The organism is Spirochaetales bacterium (genome assembly GCA_016930085.1).
Lineage (GTDB): Bacteria > Spirochaetota > Spirochaetia > SZUA-6 > JAFGRV01 > JAFGHO01.
Map to the genome: position 1 here is coordinate 13,499 of JAFGHO010000131.1, position 22,558 is coordinate 36,056.

15 protein-coding genes are annotated in these 22,558 nt (G+C 50.7%); 1 reads left to right on the forward strand and 14 read right to left on the reverse strand.

Translation table 11 applies throughout. The features are described from left to right. Positions 1–9: 9 nt before the first annotated feature. From ftsH to JW881_21895, 9 genes are all read right to left on the reverse strand, one after another. Positions 10–1,935, reverse strand: a complete 1,926-nt coding sequence (ftsH, locus tag JW881_21855; GenBank protein ID MBN1700172.1) for an ATP-dependent zinc metalloprotease FtsH — start codon at positions 1,933–1,935, stop codon at positions 10–12. Between the two features lie 73 nt (positions 1,936–2,008). Beyond that, on the reverse strand, positions 2,009–4,147 hold the full coding sequence (gene glgX, locus JW881_21860) for a glycogen debranching protein GlgX (protein ID MBN1700173.1): 2,139 nt from the start codon (positions 4,145–4,147) through the stop codon (positions 2,009–2,011). Between the two features lie 33 nt (positions 4,148–4,180). Next, positions 4,181–5,038 carry a TonB family protein gene (locus tag JW881_21865; GenBank protein MBN1700174.1) on the reverse strand — a complete coding sequence of 286 codons (858 nt, stop codon included), beginning with the start codon at positions 5,036–5,038 and terminating at the stop codon, positions 4,181–4,183. A gap of 10 nt (positions 5,039–5,048) precedes the next feature. Next, entirely contained in the window at positions 5,049–5,456 is a 408-nt protein-coding gene (locus JW881_21870) for a biopolymer transporter ExbD (protein MBN1700175.1), read from the reverse strand. After that, positions 5,457–6,065, reverse strand: coding sequence for a MotA/TolQ/ExbB proton channel family protein (locus tag JW881_21875; protein ID MBN1700176.1), 609 nt, complete (start codon positions 6,063–6,065; stop codon positions 5,457–5,459). A 13-nt stretch (positions 6,066–6,078) separates the two neighbouring features. Beyond that, on the reverse strand, positions 6,079–7,755 hold the full coding sequence (locus tag JW881_21880) for a hypothetical protein (protein MBN1700177.1): 1,677 nt from the start codon (positions 7,753–7,755) through the stop codon (positions 6,079–6,081). Next, on the reverse strand, positions 7,752–10,652 hold the full coding sequence (locus JW881_21885) for a tetratricopeptide repeat protein (protein ID MBN1700178.1): 2,901 nt from the start codon (positions 10,650–10,652) through the stop codon (positions 7,752–7,754). Before JW881_21885 ends, JW881_21880 begins: the two co-directional genes overlap by 4 nt. A 75-nt stretch (positions 10,653–10,727) precedes the next feature. Next, a complete protein-coding gene (locus JW881_21890) occupies positions 10,728–11,741 on the reverse strand; it encodes a hypothetical protein (protein MBN1700179.1) in 1,014 nt (337 codons plus the stop codon). 139 nt (positions 11,742–11,880) lie between these two features. Beyond that, positions 11,881–13,815 (reverse strand): DUF2341 domain-containing protein, encoded by a 1,935-nt coding sequence (locus tag JW881_21895; GenBank protein ID MBN1700180.1) that lies wholly within the window; start codon positions 13,813–13,815, stop codon positions 11,881–11,883. Between the two features lie 273 nt (positions 13,816–14,088). On the opposite strand from JW881_21895, the gene JW881_21900 reads away from it, so the two are divergent. Continuing rightward, complete coding sequence (locus tag JW881_21900) at positions 14,089–15,711, forward strand: PQQ-binding-like beta-propeller repeat protein (GenBank protein MBN1700181.1); 1,623 nt, start codon at positions 14,089–14,091, stop codon at positions 15,709–15,711. Here JW881_21900 and JW881_21905 read toward each other — a convergent pair. The 5 genes from JW881_21905 to JW881_21925 form a co-directional block, all read right to left on the reverse strand. Further along, positions 15,703–17,469 (reverse strand): formate--tetrahydrofolate ligase, encoded by a 1,767-nt coding sequence (locus tag JW881_21905; protein MBN1700182.1) that lies wholly within the window; start codon positions 17,467–17,469, stop codon positions 15,703–15,705. The genes JW881_21900 and JW881_21905 overlap by 9 nt on opposite strands. Positions 17,470–17,584: 115 nt before the next feature. Beyond that, complete coding sequence (folP, locus tag JW881_21910) at positions 17,585–18,478, reverse strand: dihydropteroate synthase (GenBank protein ID MBN1700183.1); 894 nt, start codon at positions 18,476–18,478, stop codon at positions 17,585–17,587. A gap of 195 nt (positions 18,479–18,673) precedes the next feature. Beyond that, positions 18,674–20,068, reverse strand: a complete 1,395-nt coding sequence (locus JW881_21915; protein ID MBN1700184.1) for a transglutaminase domain-containing protein — start codon at positions 20,066–20,068, stop codon at positions 18,674–18,676. A 304-nt stretch (positions 20,069–20,372) separates the two neighbouring features. Continuing rightward, entirely contained in the window at positions 20,373–20,693 is a 321-nt protein-coding gene (trxA, locus tag JW881_21920) for a thioredoxin (GenBank protein ID MBN1700185.1), read from the reverse strand. A 201-nt stretch (positions 20,694–20,894) separates the two neighbouring features. Beyond that, on the reverse strand, positions 20,895–22,019 hold the full coding sequence (locus JW881_21925) for a helix-turn-helix transcriptional regulator (GenBank protein ID MBN1700186.1): 1,125 nt from the start codon (positions 22,017–22,019) through the stop codon (positions 20,895–20,897). Between the last annotated feature and the right edge of the window lie 539 nt (positions 22,020–22,558).

Here is a 22,558-nt window from a genome sequence, read left to right on the forward strand (position 1 = left end):
ATCCCCCCGTCATGAAATTTCCGCAACGCCAACCATCGCCTTGAACTCCCCGGCATCGAGCGTTTCGACTTCAAGGAGTTTTTTCGCGATGGCGGTAAGGGTTTCGAGCTTCTCCTTTAACATGGCGGACACACGGAGAAAGCGCTCGTTGATGATGCGCGCTATCTCTTCATCGATATAGGTCTGTGTGTTTTCCGAATACTCGCGGGCCGAACCGATCCCGGCGCTGTCGCCCAGAAAAGGTACATGCCGTGACTGGAAGACCACGTTTCTGAACTTTTCACTCATCCCGTAGTCGGTAATCATCTTTCTCACGATATCGGTCGCTTTTGTGAGGTCGTTCGCGGCGCCCGTCGATATTTTTTTGAAGACCAGCTGTTCCGCTGCCCGTCCACCCAAAAGAACGTCGATCTTGCCGATCAGTTCGTCTTCGGTCATGAGAAAACGATCCTCCACGGGCAGCTGCAGGGTATATCCCAAAGCGCCCATGCCGCGGGGTACGATCGATATCTTGTGAACGGGGTCTGCGCCTTTTGTCAATGTTGCTACCAGGGCATGACCGGTTTCATGATAGGCGACGATTTCCCGTTCCTTTGGATTGATGATCCTGTTCTTCAACTGGAGACCCGCCACTGTTTTCTCGATCGCCTCTTCGAGATCTTTCTGCGACACCTTTTTTCTTCCCCCGCGCACGGCCAGAAGGGCGGCTTCATTGATGATATTCGCAAGATCCGCGCCGACAAAGCCGGGCGTGGCCCGCGCTATGTCTTTCAGATCGACCGTTTCATCGAGCTTTACCTTCTTGGAGTGAATTTTCAAAATCGCTTCCCTGCCCGAAAGGTCGGGCCTGTCCATGACGACCTGTCTGTCGAAGCGTCCCGGCCTGAGAAGCGCGGGATCGAGAATCTCCGGCCGGTTTGTCGCCGCCAGAATGATGACACCCTGGACCGCGTCGAAACCGTCCATCTCGACGAGAAGCTGGTTCAGCGTCTGTTCGCGCTCGTCGTTGGTATTGATGGTATTGATTCTGCTTTTTCCGATCGCGTCCAGTTCGTCGATGAAGATGATGCACGGCGCCTTCTCCCGCGCCTGGCGGAACAGATCCCGCACCCGCGCGGCTCCCACACCGACAAACATCTCAACGAAATCGGCGCCGCTGATCCTGAAAAAAATCACCCCCGCCTCCCCGGCGACGGCTCGGGCGAGCAATGTTTTTCCGCACCCAGGCGGACCCACAAGGAGAACCCCCTTGGGGATTTTTCCCCCGATCTCGAGATATTTCTTCGGATTTTTGAGAAAATCGACGACCTCGGCCAACTCTCCCTTCGCCTCATCCGCGCCGGCGATGTCGCCGAAGGTAGTGTCGACCGATCCCTCCGCGACGATCTGCGATTTGTTCTTTCCGAAGGACATGACATTTTGACCGAGATTGCCCATCCGTTTGAATAAAAAGCGCCATATCACGACCATGATCAGAATCGGTATACCCCATGAAAGAATGATATCGAAAATCATGTTCTGCTGAACGGGCGCGGCATAGTATTTCACGTTTTTCTCGTCCATCAGGGCGATAAGTCCGGGGTCGTCGACCGGCACGGTTTTATAGATCTCTCCCTGTGTCCGTTCGCTTCCGCTTTCGCCGACCGCCGTACTGCCGAGGTAATAAGTCTGCCCCATCCGGACCTCCTTGATTTCACCGTCTTCTATTTTCTTCTTGAATTCGCTGAAACCGATCAGATCCTCTCCTCCCGGCATGGTAAGCAGCATATTGAGAATAAAAAGCCCGATAAAAAAAATGACGAAATACCACATGGAAAACCGAAACTGCGGCTTGTTAGGCGGCTCCACGAGCGGAGGCTGGCTGCCCGGTCCGCAGTCCCCTGACCTGCCGGGCTTGAAACACGGGACATCGTTTTTTTTCTTTTTATCGGCCATGGTTATCTCCTTACTTTTAGATAATACTTAACATAATATTTTTAATGAAAAGAGTAAAGCTACGACGACGCACTCAACGCCGTTCTTTCGCCACAAGGACCGAAACGCTTCGCGGTCCTGATTCGAAGGATTCCTGTCCGGCGAGTTCCTTTTCATTTCCCCCGGGAAGGATATCTTCTCCCGGATCGAGTGAGGTATCGATAATCCGGTACCACCTCATGGTTTCGTACCGTGGAAGCGGTACGTGATATCCCCTGACGTCTGCATTCAACATGATGAAGAGGTGGTAATTCCCGAGTCCGGAAGGCACCTCGCTTCCGTCGATCTGATACGATAGAAAACGAAGATCCGGGTCGTTCCAGTCGGGTGTGGCAAGGCGGTGGTCGAACCAGAGTATATCGGGAATCAGGTCCCCGTCTTCATCCCTGCCGGAAAAAAAAGGTTTCCTGTAAAGGACGGGGTATCGCTTTCGAAGGGCGATGAGACCGGAAAGGAACCGGTACATATCGCCGTTTGTTTTGAGCAGCCCCCAGTCGAACCAGGTAATGTTATTATCCTGACACCAGGGGTTATTGTTCCCCTGCTGTGTTCGAAGAAACTCGTCGCCCCCGCAAAGCATCGGGGTGCCGAGCGACAGGAAAAGGGTGCAAAGTGCGTTCTTGACCATCCTTCTGCGCAATGCGACAATTGTCGTATCACCGGTTTCACCCTCCACACCGCAATTCCACGAATCATTGGCATCGAGACCGTCACGATTGTCTTCACCGTTTTCCCGGTTGTGTTTTCTGTCATAGGAATAAAGATCGATGACGGTAAACCCGTCATGGCAGGTGATGAAATTGATACTGTTGGCGGGGGAACGTGAATCTTTTTCATAAAGATCAGCGGAACCGGTGAGCCGCCACGCGAGTTCTTTGACTTGGCCCTGATTGCCGCGCCAGAACCTCCGTACCGTATCCCTGAACCGGCCGTTCCATTCGGACCATCCCCTCGGGAAACCGCCGACATGATACCCGGAGAGATCCCACGGTTCAGCGATGAGTTTTACTCCCGCAAGAAGCGGATCCTGATCGATCATCCTGAAAAAGGCCGAGTTTTTGCTGTACCGGCCGTTTTCACGCGCAAGAATGGGGGCGAGATCGAACCTGAATCCGTCCACATGCATCTCTTTCACCCAGTACCGCAGTGAATCCATGACAAGCCGTAATACCGGGGGTTTTTCACAATCGAGCACATTACCGCATCCTGCGTCATTACGGTAACGATAGGCGGGAGCGCTTTCGGTCCCGGAAAGCAGGTAGTATGACGGATTGTCGATCCCCCGGAATGTGAGTGTGGGGCCATATTCGTCCCCTTCTCCCGTGTGATTGTAGACCACATCGAGGATGACCTCGATTCCGGCCTTATGAAGTTCCCTTACCATCGTTTTAAACTCGTTCACCTCACAGCCCGGACGTTTTCCCGTGCCGTACCTGAGTTCGGGAGCGAAAAAACAGATCGTATTGTACCCCCAGTAATCAACGGAACATCGACGTCTGCCGGGGATTAGCGAATAATGCTGATGAACAGGAAGCAATTCGACCGCGTTGATTCCCAGTTCCATGAGATAAGGTATTTTTTCGATTAATCCGATGTAAGTCCCCGCGTGAACTGCCTTTGATGAGGGATGAACGGTAAATCCCCGCACATGAACCTCATAGAGACAAAGCTCTTCAAGGGGAATCGACGGAGGCCGGTCGGATTGCCAGTCAAAACCGTCATCGATGACGATCGATTTGGGAACATATCCGGTATTGTCCCTGCCGTCCATGATAAGGTCCTTGTGCTTCAACCCCGCCTGATAGCCGAAAAGCATCCCCTTTTTATTTACCGGCAGGCCGGTAATCGCTTTTGCGTACGGATCGATAAGGAGTTTGTGGACATTAAATCGATAACCGATATAGGGATTATAGACGCCCTTCACTTTGTACCCGTACAGCTGTCCGGCGCCGACATCATGAACGAAAACATGCCATATATCCTCGGGTGAGCGTTCGCATTCGATAATATCGGTCGGACGGAAATGCCGTCCGTCAAAAAGAAGGAGAAAAACTTTTTCCGCGTGACGGGAATAAAGGGCGAAATTGGTGCCGCCTTCCTGCGGTTCGGCGCCAAGGCGATAATGACGCCCCGGGCCGGTTCTTTTTTTAGTCGTGTGCCTGAGTGCCCGCATTCAGATCCTCTGCTTTTTCAGTAATCGCCTTCGCTACCGCGGCGTGATATGGTAGGGGACCTCCCCTTTTACATTTTTCGTTCCCGCGACCGCGGGATATTTCCACCGCCTGAGGGCGTCGATCACCGCGTTATCGACTTCAGGATACCCGGAAGATTTCTTTACCTTGAACCCGGTGAGGATGCCTTCCGGGGTGAGAATAAAGGAAATAACGACGGTAAGATGAAGGCCCTGTTCGGAAACCCAGTCGGGGAGGACCGGTTTGGCGGTAGAGACCGGTTTCCTGTTCTGGTTGTCTTCCCACGTGATGGTCGTTCCGCTTCCGTCGCTGCCCGCTGAATTCCCCGTCGTATCACCGGTCGCGGCTCCGTCCTCTTTCCTCGTGCCGGGCGGCGTTGTCGACGAGCTTTCCTGTATCGCCCGGTCGAGCTCCGCGAGACTTCCCTCTTCAAGACCGGGATCATAGGGTTCCTTTTCTTCCGTTTCCGTCCGGTCTTCTTTCGTATCCGCGGACTCGCTCCCTTCCGCATGTTCTTTCTGTTCGGGTATCGTCGTTTCCGAATCCTCCGTGATCCTGTTTTCTTCCGGAGTCGTGTGTTCTTCCGCCTGTATTGTTTTTTTTACCGGTTCCTGTCTTTTTTCAATCCGGGTTCGCCCGTTCTCTTCTTCCTCCGTCGTTTCCTCTTTCGCCCGGGAAACATCCTCTTTGATAACGGGAAGAGCGGCCTCATCCCCGAGTGCAACCTCGAGGGTTCCGGCATATTCCGGAAGGGCTTCTATATTAATGTTGAGAATGAATTGAAGCAATATAAAGACAATGACATGGAGGACGAACGCCGCGGCCACGCTGATAATATAATAGTTCTGTTCCTTTACCGGCATCTTTTTCATGGGCGCCCCGTCATTCTATCTGCCTGGTCCTGAGATTCACCCCCTTGAAACCCGCTTTCCTGAGAACATCGAGCACCTGTATCATGAGTTCATAGGAAACCGTTCTGTCCCCCTCGACCACGACCGTTTTGATATGGTTTCGCTCTTCACCCGAGATTTCACGCAATGCCTCGGGAAGGCTTTCAAGGTTGCGGCGGTCCTTGTTGAGATAGATCTCATCCCTCGAAACAATCGTCACGACGAGCTTTGTCATGACAACGGGTTCGGCGGTCGTGGAACCGGGAAGCACAAGGGGGATACCCGGATTCACGATAAAAGTGGTCGATACCATAAAAAAAATGACGAGCTGGAATACGACGTCGATCATGGGGATCAGGTTGACATTGGCCTGCGGCATCAGTCTTCGTCTGAATCTCATCTACTGGTTTCCCCCCAAAAGCAGCACGAGCTCATTCACCTTGTTCTCCAATCTGATAATGATATGGTTGACCTTGCTGACAAGGTAATTGTAAAAGATAAGCGCGGGTATCGATACCACGATTCCCGCCGCGGTCGAAATGAGCGCTTCCGCAATGCCTTTTGCGAGACCGCTTGTATCACCGACAAGACCGAGGCTGCTGATGATGCCGAACGCGTCGATATTCCCGATGACCGTACCGAGTAAACCAAGAAGCGGGGCGATATTCGCGATCGTCCCGAGTGCCGACAGGGACCGCTCGAGTTTCGGAATCTCCATATTCGCCGCATCGACGATGGAATCCTTAAGCACGCGGGCGTCATAATGCCGGTGCTCGATCCCCACTTTCATGAGGTTGGTGATCGGTGAAGGATTGTTTTCGCAGATCGAGAGGGCTTCGTCGAAGTGCCGCTTTTCCAGCGTCGCCCTGAGCCGGGCGATCATTTTTTCCTCGTCGACGCGGATCCTGCGGAAAAAGATGAGCCGCTCGATAATGATGATGGCTGCAATGACCGAACAGAGAAGGATGAACGGCATCGTGATTCCGCCTTTGATTAAAATATCCAGCATAACAATAGTCTCCTTAAAACGTAATATGAACCTTTATCGTTCCGCGTATACCCGGCGCAGCATACGGCTCTATCGCGAACCGGTCTTCAGGGAGAAGCGGGTAAAGCAAATCATGCCCTTCACCGATCAATGTGACATTATCTGTTATTTTAAAAAACAGCTCAATGTCCATGACTGGTATTTCAAGGTTTTTTTCAAAATCGTTTTCAAAAAGCAGGGAAAAACGCCCGCCGTATTTTCCATTTTCCTCCTCCGCGACCCCTTCGAACAGTCCCCTGAAAAAGAAATCCGCAGAGGGTTTCCAGAGGAAAACACCTGAGGCCTTTGCATTACAATAAAACCAGGGGAAAATGTTCCATCTCAGCCCCGCTTCCGAGGCGAGACGATTTACCTCATAATCTTCTTCAAAAGCGAAAAGACCGGTCTGGGAATCGGGAAGTTCGCTGTGGGAAAAAAGCAGGGTATTTGTCGAAAATTCCGATCCCACCGAAAGGATCAGGTTATCCTCTACATTGAGTTTGATCTGAACGTCGGCATACCACCCGTGATTGTCTGAAAGACCGGCGGGAAGGCCGCTGTATTCGAACTCCTTCCAGAGCCCCCCCAGGTCGTATTGTTCGACCCTGTAACCGCCTGCCAGACGAAAAGAGAGAAGATCATGAAGGTTCCCGGCAATGGCGAGGTCGAAAGGGATCAGCCAGGGAAGGTCGGAATTGTAAAAATAATCGAGACTTCCGTCCAGGGTGATCGCATTGACGGGAAGTTCGACGCCCCCGTATATCCCGGCCAGGAGGCGGTGAAACTCGAACGAGGGGGCTTCCGCCACCGTTCTGTAGCGGTAATCCACCCGGAGGCCCAGCCGCGACGCGGCGCCGGTTATCTCCATTCCCGCCGAAGGGGAAACCAGAAGTTCGGACGGGGGATACCCGACTTCCATAACAGGCGCGGCATCGCCGGTGAGACTCAGTGAAGAAAATCCGATGCCTATATCGCTCCGGAGGGTAAACCAGTCCGACAACAAAAAGGACACCCCGCCTTTGCCTTTGAGAAAACGGTTAATAAGCGAATAATAGTCCGATGAGTTCTGAAGCCCCCGTTCGATCTCGTAAAAGCTTCCTTCGATCGATGTCTCCAAAGACGGCGTTATCCATTTGAACTCACTGTCAAGAGAATCCAGCCGGTAATTGAATCCGGTTCCCCCTTCCCTGAAGACAAGACCGCCCGAGCTTGCGATATGCGAAAAACCGTCGAGCATCTCGTGAAGGAAAAGAAGTTTGAACCTCGGGCTTTCACCCAGTTTATAAAACGAGATTTGGCTTAAAATATTATTGACGCTTCCGGCGCCGAGTAACACTTCGGAAACGAATGAGGAGGCGGATAAGCGGCGCGATGCGTCTTCGTCGTCGGGAAGCGCGATATCCGGAGACGGTTCTTCCACTTCCATTATTTCCTGTGCCGGCAGCGGCACCTTTCTCTCAGGGGGCAGCAGCTCTTCTTCTTCGGGAAGCACCGCTTCGATGGTTTCGATACTCAAATCTTCGATCTCGAGTACAATCGTGGGAAGAACCAGACCGGGATCGGCCGGCTCCGCTTCGAAAGCACCCTCCTGTCCGAAAACGGCCGCCGGGGCACCCAATAAAAAAACGATAACACCTGTAAGCAGCGTCTTGTATATGCTTTTCACACTCATTCCAGCCCCTCCAAAAGCCGTTTGCCTTCTTCCGCCCACTGTGAGGAAGGGAAATTGCCGGTAAGCCGCGAGACGAGTTCCCTCACTTCCTGTATCTTGCCGGCAAGCTTCATCATTTCCGCCGCCTTGTAAATGGAAACCGCCATCAGATCCCTGTTTTCAGCATTCATGAGTGCGGTTTTCAGGTATTCGTTTCCCGCCCGTAAATAATCCCCGCCGAGGTAAAAATATTCTCCTATCAGGTATTGCGCCCGCGATGCGGTATCCGTGTCTTCCGTATGCCTGACCACCTTGAGAAGCATCTGGTATGCGACTTCCCGTTTGACTTCACCGTGCTCGAAGAGATAAAGCCGTGCGAGTTCGATGAGGGCTTCGCGCCCCTCTTTCGTTTGTTCGCCTGAGTTCCGTTCGATGGTAACGGTGAGTTCGGCCTCCGTATCGCTGAGTCCCAGGATACGATAACGGAGTTGTTCCGCCAGCTGTTCCGCGTTGACCGCCGACGCCTCGATCGGGTAAGAGGAGATAAGTTCGGTATAAAGGGCGAGAGCTTTTGAATATTCGCCCGATTCAGTATATATCTCCGCCGTTTTTTTCATCGCGTTCGGCCGGAACGGGCTTTCCCGAAATTGCCCGATGATTTTTTCCCAGAGTAAAACCGCGCCGAATTTTTCGCCCAGTTGAAAGGACGCAAGCCCTCCCCAGTACAGTGATGCATCGTAAAGCTTGCCCTCAGGATACTCGAGACGGTATTCGTAAAAAGCGTATCTCGCCTTTTCATACCGGCGGTTGACGAAATAGACTTCACCGTACCGGTAAAAGGCATCCTCTCTGAGGGGACTTTCCCGATAATTATCGGCAAGCCGGCGATACGCGTCTGCTGCGGCATCGCTTTTTCCCTGTGCGGCAAGGATCGACGCATACTCGAAAAGCGCATCGTCGGCAAACGGGGAACGGCGGTATTTCTCGAAAATCGTCCGGAACAACCCCCCCGCCTCTTCCGTTTTGTCCAGGTTTAAAAGACTCTTTGCCTGAAAAAAGAGGGCCTTTATATAAAGCGCTTCCCCCTCCTGTCCCCGGGAAAGCGGTTTTTTGCCTGACAGGGCTTCAAAATACGACCGTGCTAGATCGAACTTGTTGTCGCTGTAATAACACCAGCCGACCAGATAAAGCGCATTCGGGACAAGTTCGTGTTCGGGGTATTGTTTGATGAGTGAAGCGAAAATAAGGGCGGCTTTCCCGAAATCCTTTGTCCGGTATAATGCCCAGGCCTTGTAAAACTGGACATAAGGAATAATGTAGGGAAGTCCCGCGCCCTGAGCTTCTTCGACCCATATCTTTTCCAATGAAAAGAAGGCCTTCTCATACATTTTCTTCACAATAAAGGAAAGCCCCTGGAAATAATGAGACAACAGGAAGGTATAGGAATCGAGAAACTCGAGGTCGGGAACATCCCGCAGGAGGTCGTACACACCGGCCGTCACATTGTCGTATTCTCTTCGGATAAACTGAAGCTTGATAAAATCTATCCGCGCGCGGATATCGTTGTCATAAAGGGCGATGTATTGTTTCAGGGCGGTGTATGCGCCCTGGATGTTGCCGGTTTTTTTGTAAAGGACGACCTGTAATTTCAAAAACTCTTTATGATACGGGCCGCCCGTCATGCCGGTGAGTCTTTCGCGCACGATCGAAAACGCTTCCTCGTATTTCCCTTCCCTGTAGCGGGTATACGCCAGGTAATAATAGGCTTCCGTGAGTTCTTTCGCCTCCGGATTTTCATCGATAAAGCGGCGGTAATACTTTGCCGATGCGGTAAAGTCGTTCTGAAGGAGATAGATGTCGCCACATCGCATTAAAAGAAATCCGGGAAGACGTTTGACCATCCCACCGTACTCCTCGAGAATCTCGAGGGCGGTCGCGTTTTTTCCCCGTTTCATATATACTTCGGAAAGATAAAAGGGTACAGCCGGCTTTATTGCCGTACTTTTCCTGAGATTCCATATTTTGAGAAAAAAGTGCTCGGCAAGTTCGTAATTTTTTCTCTGAAAACTCACCACGCCCATGTTGTACCGGAAATCCTGAAGCAGCTCCGGGGAGCCCGCGTAGCGTTCTTCCGCCTTCTGAAGCAGCCGTTCCATCTCGTCGATATTACCGGTTTCCTGTGCCGCGATAAAAAGCCTTCGAAAGGACCCCGATGAAACATCATCCGCGCCGTCCAGTAACCGTGTGTAAATGGAGGACGCTTCATCTGTTTCTCCCTTCATCCATAAAGCCTCGGCCCTGTAAAACAGAAATTTTTCCGTCTCCGCGAGACTCAAGGAGGGATACCGGGAGATATCGGTGAATGACAGTACCTCGTCAAATTGTTCAGTCTTGAGCAGAACAAAGGCATACAGTACCACACAGGAAGGATAGAGGGATGAGGTTGCGTGATTGTCGAGAAAGCTTCCGAGTGTTTCTTTGGCTTCATCGTACGTTTCGAGGAATACTTCACAGAGTCCCTTGTAAAACACCGCCGATTGCACATCCTCGCCCCTGTGGGTCTTACTCAGAAACACGTCAAAACTGTTTATTGCGCGCGAATAGTCCGCCTGATGATAAAAAATCATTCCCGCCCAGAAGGGAATATAATCGAGATAACGCGTTGAGCGGTAACGGCTTTCTATACGCGTAAAAAGCGAGAGGGCTTCCCGGTACTTTCCGAGCCGGTAATGGCAGACCGCCCTTCTGTATTGAACATCCGGGACGAGATCCGAAAGCGGATACTCCTTAAGAAACTCATCATACGTCTGGAGGGCTATCGAATAATTTTTTGCATGATACCTGCTTTCGGCAAGTGAAAAAAGTTCATTCTCCGATGTCAGGGCACTTGCCGGAGCGACGTTTAGAGTCCATATCAACAGAAAAAGAATTCCCCGCTTCATATAGAATAAAAGGTACACCCCCCCCTGTTTTTTTTCAATATGAAGTATGGACTACTTTTTGCTTTCATCGCCGAAAATTTTAAGCATTGCCGTTGGCGGTCCCGATATGAATTGCTTGAACCGGGGACTCGCACCTTCGGCAAGGTACCGCCGCAATTTCGCCACATCCTTGATATCGGAGCCGACGACCGCCATCATGATTGCCGTTCCTCGCTTTACCTTTCCCCATTTGAACAGGGAATCGATATCGTTGATCCGTTCACCGTCGTAATAAATGACCACCTGAGAGCCCTTGTAGACCGATTCATAACTCCTGATTATTTTCTTCCAGGCTTCGACATTACCATTATGGAAAACACCATTTGTCACGGTTATACCGTACATGGGAGTCATTTTGAATTCGGCATTTCCTTCTTCGATTTGGATCTCTTCTTCCTTTTTCTGCTTCTTCTTTTTCACCGCCGCGGGTTGTTCCTGATCCTTTTTTAACGCCGTCTTTTTGGGAGGGGATATCTTGCTTTTTTTTGCCGAATATTTCCCTTTGCGCAGCGATACCGGGATATCAATGGTATGCCCTTTTAACAACTCGACAATGACAAAAATCGCCTCATCATACAACGGTTTCGGCGACGTTTCACCAAACTCGCCCACGAAGATAGTCATGAGTTCGTTTCTCTTCAACCACTTGGCTGCTTCCCAGTGTTTTTCGTTCTTTGGATTGACGGGAATCACCCCGAGTTCCGGATGATAATAGACAAGGACAATGTCGACCGCCTTCATTTGCGCAAAATCCTTGACGAGCGGTATGAACTTGGCGATATTTCGGATGAGATTGTGTGAAGAGGAACTATAGCCGTATTTATCTATGAGAATTGAATGGATGAGAGGCCTGATTTGTGACTTTTCAATCTCTCCGGCCGATATATAATCATGAATTCTGTCCGCGAGATTATAGGCGTTATTGAAATCTTCGACCACCTCCATAACGAGTTCGAGATGCCGGATAGCCCTGTTACATTCTTCCCGGGTGCTTAATGTATCATACTTGTAATCATTATCCCTCATAACCTTTTATCCTTTTACCCCTCGTCACACTATAACAAATTATCATTACATTATCCACATCAAATTACCCAAATATCCCTTTTTCCGCTTTTTTCCGCCATCCCCGAATTAATTGAGGCGATGTTGTACGGATCAGACACTATAATTTTCTGATCTCTATGCTGTAAATCGCCGGATTCAGGGTTTTAATCGTCACTGACGATACCTTTTCAAAATCCTTTGTCAATTGCCCTTCAATGACCTTCCGATCATTAATCGAAAGTATTGTCTCCTTCCCCTTTTTTTCAAACAGAATCCTGAACTTTTCCCCGATACTCACCAGTTCCGTTGCTTTCCGCTCTTCACCGATAAAGACCGAATACGCCCCCGCCCCTTCACTCCCGATCCCGAACTCGATATTCCCGATAACGACCTTAAGTGCAACATCCGTTTTTTCGGTAATGGAGAGTGCCGTTTCGAGTGTGAGGGAAAAATCCGCGGGAATGGTAATATTAGAGATACCGAGTGACTGTTCCTTTTCATCATAGGGAACCAACGCTATTTCCCCGACATCCCTCATCGCCTTGAAATTTGAAATCCCCTGCCACCCGCTGAACGAAGCGCCCTCCCTCATTTTGGAAAAATCTTCGAACAAAAGCAGTGAATGATCGCTTACCGGAATACCGGCATCAGGCATCCTCAGATCGATGTCGAAAATGGTCTGATCCAATACGGAAAGGTCCAGAAAATCCGGATAAGCGAGACTCCCCTGTTTCGGCGGGGCCGAAGTGACATCGGTTTCGCCATTGATGGTCGCGAGCATTTTTTTATCCGTTTTTTCGAATGCAAAATTCACAACCTTCCCCGCTTCGATGGAAATCGCGTTGCCGCGCTTTTTACCGATAAAGGGATAATATTCATTACTGTTCGAGATACCGACGCCAAAATCAAGCCCCCCGACATCCGCCCTGACCGCAAACGAATGCTTCGCTTTCATATCCGTCCTGAACCGGACTGTCAGACTGAACACGTCATCGAACGGGATAGTGGGAATACGGATCTTTTGGACATCTCCTTCATACAGGGACTGAATCACATACCGGTCGCCTTCCTTCTGGATTCTGAAGTTTTCAATGCCGCCCCAGCCTTTCCATCCCTGCGGTATTTTCCCGACCCCGAGGGTATCCGAATCTCCGGGGAAAAGCGAACGAATATGAAACTGCTCCATCATTTCATCGACAACTTCTTTCGATGCAAAGTATTTTCTCGTATAGATAGTATCAAGACCGGTATCGACGGATAGGATCTCGAGATATTCATTTCCCTTTCCCTCCTGTCCCCTTCCCGCCCAGATATAACGGTCAAAATCGTTCTCCGGTGAAAAGGGGGGTGAAGTCAACCTGTATGGTCCGGCTCCGTCCGCATCCGCCTCATCGCCGCCGATCTTCCTGTAAATCTCGTCGGATCTGATAAGCGACCACACACCGTCACCGTCGACTGCGCCGGTAAAGGACAAAGTTCCCCCGCCCGCCAGGAAAAACTCCCTTCGCACGAACCAGCGGGCGTCCTCACAGGAAGGAACATAATCGGTATCGACATCGACATCGGTCCAGCCCGTGGTGTTATATTCGAATTCCGTCAGGGCGTCCTCCCATCCGGATACCCTGCCCGGAATAATCCCCGAATACTGCCAGTTTTTTTTGAATGTTTCCCATGTCACGGGATCGAAAACGGCTTTTCCGTCACTTTTCGATACGGCACCAGGATCTCCGTATTTGACGATAATTTTATCCGTACCGGCCCGCTCGACCTTGACCCAGATGATCGAAGTCCCCCCCCGAGTCCATTTCTCAATCCAGTAACCGAGTTCATTCCCGGCAAGATCGAAGAACCGTATATCCCCGCCGTCGGGTCTTGAAGCCGCGTAATTGACAATCGAAGGGGTGAGTTTCACCATGATCTGGTAGTCGTCAAGGGGTGTTTTCGGATAGATGGGGATAGTCTTTTCAAGCCGCATTTTCCCCGGTGTGACACATTGGCTGAGGATTACGGAGATTATCCAGCACACGGCGATCCATCCTTTCGGCTTTCTCATGGAAGCATCTTCCCCTTTCCTTCCCCCCCCTGTAGCAGACGATTCGGCATAAACACTTTCCCTCCTTTTTCCTTGTTCCTCAACGAAGTGTTTCCTTCTATCAATGGTATGACACTTGACGAATGAAATCAAGATGCACGATGGTATATACACTTTATCGGATGTATTGATGGGGGAGATAAAGCATTGTATACTGGACTCATGGTAACCCGTCGGCTTTTCACAATAATCCGGAACCGGAACAATAACGAATGAACGCGGGCGTATAAGCGTATGATACTTCCTTCGATAACGGAATGCCTGAAAATCATCTCGGATGAGGCATTATCGCAAGCGCGGCACATCCTCAAAAACAGGTCCCGGAACGTGATTCCCGGAGAAGGAGGGGAAAACACTGATGAGACGGTCACGGCGATCATCGACGCCTGTATCGAGAACGACGATGTCGAAGGGCTGGCAGCCGGTCTGCTTTCTCATCGTCTGCTGCAAAGGGAAAAGCCGGCTCTTGCCGGACTTCCGCAAAAAATCGCGAACCTCCTCGTCCGGAAAGCCGATGATTTCAGGAGGCATCACCGTTCCGCCGGTGATGTGTTGGTTCTGTATCAGCTTGCCGCGGGTCTCGACCCCGGGTCGGTTGACGCATTACTCGGAGTCGTGACCTCATTGGTATCACGCGAGCCGCTAAAGGAAACTATGGCCCTTGCCTACGCCGTTCTTTTATTTTCACTCGATCCCGCGATAAATTATGTCAGCGACATTTTACGGAAAACGGGCGAACGGGAAACATATCACGCCGCACACGCATATGAAACGGCCGTGTGCTCGGACCGCACCCGTCATGAAGATAACGCCCGTGAGTCGAACAGTGAAAAATCCGACGGCGCCTTTGGCCGGCAACCGAATCTTCCCCTCGCCCGCCATTGGTCTTTCTATCCGCGCGGCGCTTGCGGTGCGGGGATTGCCGGCGCATCCGGGATTGCCGTCTGCGGCAGCGGTAGGGGAACCCTTTACGGCATCAGGCTCGGGGACGGAGCACGATGTTGGAAATACAGGCCGGACAGGTCTCCCGCGAAATCGCTTTTGGCAAACGGCGACCGTCTTTTTGCCCGAAGCGACGGATATACCGTTTGCCTGCTTCTTTCAAACGGGAAAGAGGTATGGAAAACCGCGAGAGATAAAACAAAATCCACCCCCCCGTCGCCCTCCGCTTCGGCGTTGTATTGGGGGGGGTATCTTTTTTTTCGAGACACCTCACTCACTGTCTATAATGCCCTGAACGGGAAGTTCGAAGGAGACCTGAACATCGGGGCCGGCCCCACTTATCACGCCGGCCTCTGTGCGAGCGGCGCATATGTCTTTATCGCGGCGGAACAAAAAATAATGGTACTCTCCCTCTTCTCGGGGGCCGTTATCTGGGAAATTCCCGTCTCGGGGACGATAACGGCAGGGCCCGTGGCGGCAGGCGATCATATCATTATCGGAACGGATAAACCCTCTATCGAAGCGCTTTCCATTGAAACCGGAACCCGCACCTGGCAATTCCTCCCGGAACCGCACGGCAACGGGGACCTTTCCCGGCCGGTGTATCAAGCCGGGCGGATATTTTTCGGCGGACCGGGCGGGGTTGTGTACGCCCTCAGAGCAAATGACGGAAGGGAAATCTGCCGGCGGACGGCGGGACCGGCACTCGCCGCGCCACTCACGTTGGGAAGCGGCGTCATCGCCGTCCTCTTAACCGGCGGAACGGTGGCCCTCCTCTCCCCGCGCGACCTCGCATTACTTCAAGAGCTCACGGTACCTGATTTTGGGTTCTCCACCCCGGACTGCTCACTCCTCTTAAGCGGGAAGTGCCTTCTCGTCCGCTCGAACGTCCTTCACGCGTTCTGCTCAGAATAACCCGTAGACCCTCCCCGTCTTCACGTCGACATCGATCTTTCTGAACGCGGGATCGGAGGCGGTTCCCGGCATGAGGCGGATCGTACCGGCGACCGGAACGACAAATCCCGCCCCCATATAGAGGAGAATATCCCTGATGGGAAGGATCCACCCCTTCGGTCTGCCCTTTATATCCGGGTCGTGCGACAGACTCAAATGGGTTTTTACCATACAGGTTCCCATACGGCTCAATACGGGATCCTGTTCGATGAGGAGGCATTTCTTTTCCGATTCAGGGGTATAGGAAACACCGTCAGCGCCGTATACCTCCCGCGCGATCAGACCGATTTTTTCCCTGAGGGGCAGATTGTCATCATACAGGAAACGGAAATCGGATTTTTCCTCGCACGCCTCCGCCACCGCTTCCGCGAGTTCACGGGCGCCATCACCGCCTTTTTCCCAATGATGAGAGACCGCCACCCGGGCGCCGAGAGCCTCGGCGGCACGCCTGATACAGGCTATCTCCCGCTTCGTATCGGTATAAAAACTGTTGATACAGACGACCGCCGGTATCCCGCTTTTTTTCACGGTTTCGATATGCGCGAGGAGATTATCCACCCCTTTCTCGAGCAAACCGATATTCTCCTCCGTATATGCCTTGTCGATGGGCTTCCCCGGTTTGACCGTCGGGCCGCCGCCATGCATTTTGAGGGCCCGTACCGTGGCGACAATCACCGAGCAGTTCGGTACAAGGCCGCTGAACCGGCATTTGAGATTCCAGAATTTTTCAAAACCGATATCCGCACCAAAGCCGCTTTCGGTGACATGGTAATCAGCAAGTTTGAGACCAAGCCTGTCCGCGATTATCGACGACTGGCCTATCGCTATATTTGCGAATGGTCCGGCATGAACAAGGACGGGCTGGCCTTCGATCGTCTGCATGAGATTGGGATTGATTGCCCTGCACATCAGGGCGGTCATCGCACCGGCCACTTCAAGATCGTCGGCCGTCACGGGGTTTCCCGATCTGTCATTCGCCACAACGATTTTTCCTATCCGTCTGCGCATATCCCCGAGATCGCACGCGACGGCCAGAATCGCCATGATTTCGGAAGAAACCGTTATCTGAAAACCGCTTTTCATCATGAAACCATCCATGTTTCCTCCGAGCCCGATGACGATCTCCCTGAGGGCCTGGGCGCAAAAATCCATGGTCCAGCCCATATTAATCTTTCTCGGATCGATGTCGAGACGTTTCAGTTTTTTTCTGGCCAGCACCTCATCCGAATAATTGAACTCGTGCTGTAGTCTGCTTGTCACGGCAACCATTGCCAGATTGTGCGCATTGGTGATGGCGTCGATGTCGCCCGTCAGTCCCAGGCTGAAATCGGAAAGGGGGATGCATTGGGCGAGCCCGCCCCCCGCGGCCGAACCCTTGATATTGAACGTGGGGCCGCCCGACGGCTGCCTGATCGCACCGATCACCTTTTTCCCGAGTCTGCCCAATCCCTCGACAAGACCCATACTCGTCGTCGTTTTTCCCTCCCCCAGCGGAGTCGGGGTAATCGCGGTCACTTCGATATATTTACCGTTCTCTTTTCCTTCAAAGCGCCTCAGGATATTCAAATAATCGAGTTTTCCCACGTAATGCCCGTAGGGAAGGATTTCCATTGTATCGAGACCCAGTTCTTCGGCAAACCGGTGTACCGTTTTCATGTTTTCTTCCGCCGCTTCGGCTATTTCCCAATCCTTCATCGTTTTCGGGTCCAGCTTTCTCATATATGACTCCTTTTATGTCCACTCATCGGTTATAGACAAGGCTTCGTTCAGTCCAAAGACACATGCCGGAGAATACCGCATCGTATTTTCAAAAGCGGAAAAACGCACAATTATATCATGGACCTTTCCGCCCCGTCCTTTTCTTTCTCAATGCGGCTGCGAGCTCGACCGTATCGAGCGTCTCGTCCGTCACATCATGTGTCCGAATGATATGGGCCCCATTATAAACGGCGACAGCGGTAGCCGCAAGTGTTCCCTGTAATCGTAATGCGGGATCTTTTTTTTCGAGGACCGCCCCGATAAAGGATTTCCTCGAAATTCCCGCCAGGACCGGTCTTTTCAGCACCCGAAAGGCTTCAAGCCGGGCGCATAATTCAAGATCGTAATCAGGCCCTTTTTCAGGCACCCACCGTCCGATCGCGGGATCGACGATCGCCTTTCGTGACGTATCGACCCCCCTTGATTCGAGCAGCTCGAGACTTTCGGCAAGATCACGGATCGTTTCTTCGATACCGAGTGAATCGCCCGGCTTATTGTGCGTTGCCATGAGGATCACCGGTTTGTCGACATCCCCGATCCAGTCCGCGAGATCCCGGTCCGTTTTAAGACCGCTGACATCATTGAGAATAAAGAAATCCTCCTTACCGTGGCTCCTCATGATATCGAAGGCCGCCTCGGCGACCTCCCTGTATTGCGTATCGATCGACATATACACAGCATCGCAATCGTACGACCCAAGAAGGGCATCGAGTGCGGCCCTGATGCGGTTTTTTTCTTCGGAAACGGTCACGGGGCGCGCGTGGGGCGCGGTACTTCTTCCGCCGATATCGAGTATCGATGCCCCATGCGCAATCATCGCCTTCGCCTTTAAAACGATTTCCGCCACCGGCACAAACGACCCTTTGTAAAAACTTTCTTCACTGAGGTTGATCACGCCCATGATGCGGACCGGATAATCATCCCCGATACCAAGATGATGAAACCTGACATTGATGTTTTCTTTTTCCATCTCGCTCCCCGTTCACAATTCCTTTCGCGACCCCGCTGTGCCTGCTCCCGGAAAAGCCCGTGCAGACCCGGCCCTGCGGCCGAATGATTCCCGTCTGTGTTCTGTTGCAGAGAAGCCGCTTCCGCTTTCAGTTATAACGGATCGGGTTTCTGTTTTCAAGCGGTTATTTTGAAGGGGATAGCGGTCTGCCGCAGGTTAGTATTCCTGTGTAAAATCTTCGGTATACCGTTTTTCGTGCGTGTCTTCGAAATAAGAAGCGTCGAATTCGGGATAGAACTCGGCAAATGTTTTGTAGGAGCCCGTGCAATTGCCGAAGGTCGCATCCACCCGGTACCACCGGTCGTCGAGGAGGATTCTGTTCCACATATGTCCCGAACCGTCCGGAACAAATCCGGTCACTTTCTGTACCTTGAATCCGAGACTACGGGTAAGCGCGGCAAAGGTTTCGGCAAAATCATTACACACCCCCAGCCGTTGAATGAGAAAATGGGAAGCGATAAACACATCGACATAGCTTCTATCCAGATAACCGGGATAGATTTCATCGTAATAATAATATTCGAACGGCCTGCCGCCGTTTCCGTAAATCAAAAACTCGTATATTGTCTTAACCTTCTCGAAATCCGTCCGACATCCTTCGCTGAGAAACTCGGCATAATCCCTCACGTATTTAGTCCCGCAATCCACATCCCGTGTCGGCAGCAGGTGATGGAAAGCCCGCGGTACCGCTTCATCGACCTGGACGGTGAATCTGAGTGTCGGAGCGCCTTCATCCACTTTGTATTGCGTTCCCCTCGTGTAGGGATAGAGATGGTTGTTCCACATTCGGTACGCGTACACCGTATACAGACCGGTTTCGGGAAAATAGAGATAGCCGCTGAACCGCCTGTCGATGTTGACCGGAAAGGTATAAAAGTGAAGCGTTGAATCTTTTACGATGGAAAATATGACTGCGTGGTAATCCCTGTCATCGTAGCCCGAATCATCCGGTACGGCAAGTCCCGCCACATTGAGGTAGCGTTTTGCGTGCATACTGTAATAAAGTGGTTCATCGAGTCTGATATCGCTTTCACTTTTTTTCCCGGAAGGATTACAATAAATAACCTGTCCGGAAGGGGTATAGCGGTACGACAGGCCGCCGTCCTGTATTTTTATTTCGGGGATAACGACGTCGAACAGATCGTTTTTGGGTATACCGTAATAATCGGTATTATCGATATTGATAATCCTCTCACTGATTCCGGCCATATCGTCCTTCACGACGATAGAAAATTCGGAAAAATTCCCCCTTGACGAAGAGAGAAAGCGATAGTCTGTTTTATATACAGAGGGATCGACATCCGTATCATTGTCCGAAATATCGAGTGATGTCGTATCGATATTCAGATACACGTCCGTGATGGATCCGTCTGAGTCGCGCGCTTCAATAGTGAGTTCAAAATCGGCATCATCAGCTACATTAATGTAGTAGGAAACGGGTTCTCCGTTATAGAAAAGGGCGATTGAGGGCTGGATATTGTTTTCAAAAAGCTCGCATCCAAAACACATAAACAAAGCAAGAGAAAATAACAGGAAAAAATTCTTTCCCATAACACACCTTCCTCACGGTTTGTTGAGTAAGGTCTTTTTATTTTCTCGTTTTTAATAATTACTTCGATAAGATAAAGGAAGAACGGCCGTCAATGATGTTCATCATTACAGCCCTATAAAACATAATGCGAAACAATGTAAAAGTCAAATTTTTTTGAATAAAAATCATGCTTTTTTTTACCGCCGCGGCGCCGCAGAAGCCCCGCGGCGGTATTGCCGTTATCGGCTTTACCGGATTATAACGAAATCGAAACCGATTTCGCACATCTTGTGAACCGAACGCTCCGTGTGATCGCGAACCCGATCATGCGATATGAGGTTTGATCATTGTCTCGATATCCGCTTTCGGCAGCGCGCCGATCAACTGATCCGCGACCTCGCCGTCCTTGAAAAGGCACAGTGTCGGAATACTTACGATTTTATACATCGTCGCCGTTTCGGACGCTTCATCGACATTCACCTTGCAGACTTTCAGCTTCCCGTCAAACTCCTGGGCGATAGCGGCGACCGAAGGGGCTACCATTTTACAGGGCATACACCAGGGGGCCCAGAAATCCACAAGAACCGGAATTGAAGACTCCAATACTTCCTCTTTAAAGTTGTTGTCTGTTACATCGATTTCCACGAAAAACTCCTTTCTTTGCCTTTTTTACGGCCTAAAGCTGTTTTGCTATTTTATTCATACGCTACCATTGTCACCCTCGAAGCGCGTTACACTTACCATAATATACACAAGACCCCCATAAAAAGCAACAAGCGGGAGCATAAGATATACCGTATTCAGCATTCTTTCAGCGACAACCGGAGTGAGTTTGAATAACAGATATCAATTCTTCCTTATCCTGTGTTCGGTTGGCGATATACCGGATATACGCTTGAAAACCTTGTTGAAATACGAGCTGTCATTGAATCCCACCTTGTAACTGATATCGATCACCCTGAGGTCGGATTCCTCGAGAAGGCGTTTTGCCTCCTCGATACGGATTCTGTTGATCAACTGCTTGAACGAATGCCCGTATTCTTCCCTCACCAGATTGAATATCCTGAACGAGGGAACCCCCAGTTTCTCCTGCATCTTTATCGTTGAGATATCCGGATCATAGAAATTATCCTTTATATATTCCTTGATCCGATGGACGTCCGTGTCCCTGTAATTGATAAAGGTCAAATGCCGGTATTGCGGTAGTGATATTTTTTTCTTTTTCCGCTTGCCGACAACAAGGAGAACGAGCAGTGAATATATAAGGACAACGCCACCCGTAAAAAAGGCGATCCATACACCGTTTTTTCTGTGAAACGAAATTTCTTCAATAATTATCGACTCCGTCTCATCTTCGCGTAGCCACTCATGGGTACGAATGAATTGCAGATCAAAGGATACCACTTTTTTATACGATGTATTTCCCGCAGCAGGCCTCGAGGGTTCGGAGAATACCGTCTCCGGCATAAACTCAGACATATTTATTTTATAATCTTTCAATGAGGGGGAAACCCTCATCTCTTTAATATAACGGGTATGTACGGGCTGTTCCCCCGGACGATTTTCCGGTACATCCGGCCGTTCTTTGGTGATAAGAAACGCGACACACTGGGCGGTTGCTTCCTTCACGCTCAAGGTAACATAGTCGTAACCTGAAAGGTCCATCGAAGATTTTTCTTTTTCCGGATAAAAGGTAATCCCGATATCCGCGGTCGGCCCCTCTTGTTTTTTATGGATATAGGCGATGCGCAGCTGTTCCGAATCAAAGGAAAACGATTCGATTGACGATTCGCCGCCTGCCATCGTGTCCCGCAACAGCGAGACGCGATCATGAACGTCCCCCTTTTTCAAAGGGAATAGGGATAATGTTTGATCCGAAAAATGCAGGATAACCGGGATGAGCAGCAGGGACGGCATTGCCATTATAAAGAAAACGAGTACCTTTCGAACTATCCTGTCCGCTTTTCCCACATCCCGATCCTGTACGTATGACTTTTATGTCAAGAGTCTGTCAGGCTTGACCTCTATTTCATATAAACATTCAGTCTGATCGCATAAAAGCGTATATGTATAAATATTACCAACCAAACGCGGTAAACGCGTACATCATTCTTTTGGTTTTACTGTGTTTCAGGTACGGTTATTGTTGATCGATAAACAAGCCGGACAAATCAGTTAAACAGGCCATTTTAGCATAAGTTATATCTTCTAATACTCAGGAGAATGTTTCTCTTATATATGATCGAGTAGGAGGAGGGCTTACGCCCTCCGACCTCTCACACCACCGTACGTACGGTTCCGTATACGGCGGTTCGTAGTCAGATTCGATTTATCGCAAAATTATCGGTGAACGAATACAAACCCGTACAGTCAAAATAACTCTTTGGGAAAGGCTCCTGCCCCTTCCAATCCTGAAAATCTCTTTGATCTTTCCTTTAAGGCGCTCGATTGATTTTAAAGCTACTTTCAACAAGGGTCTTTTATGCCATGTCAGTGTATATCCTAAAAAG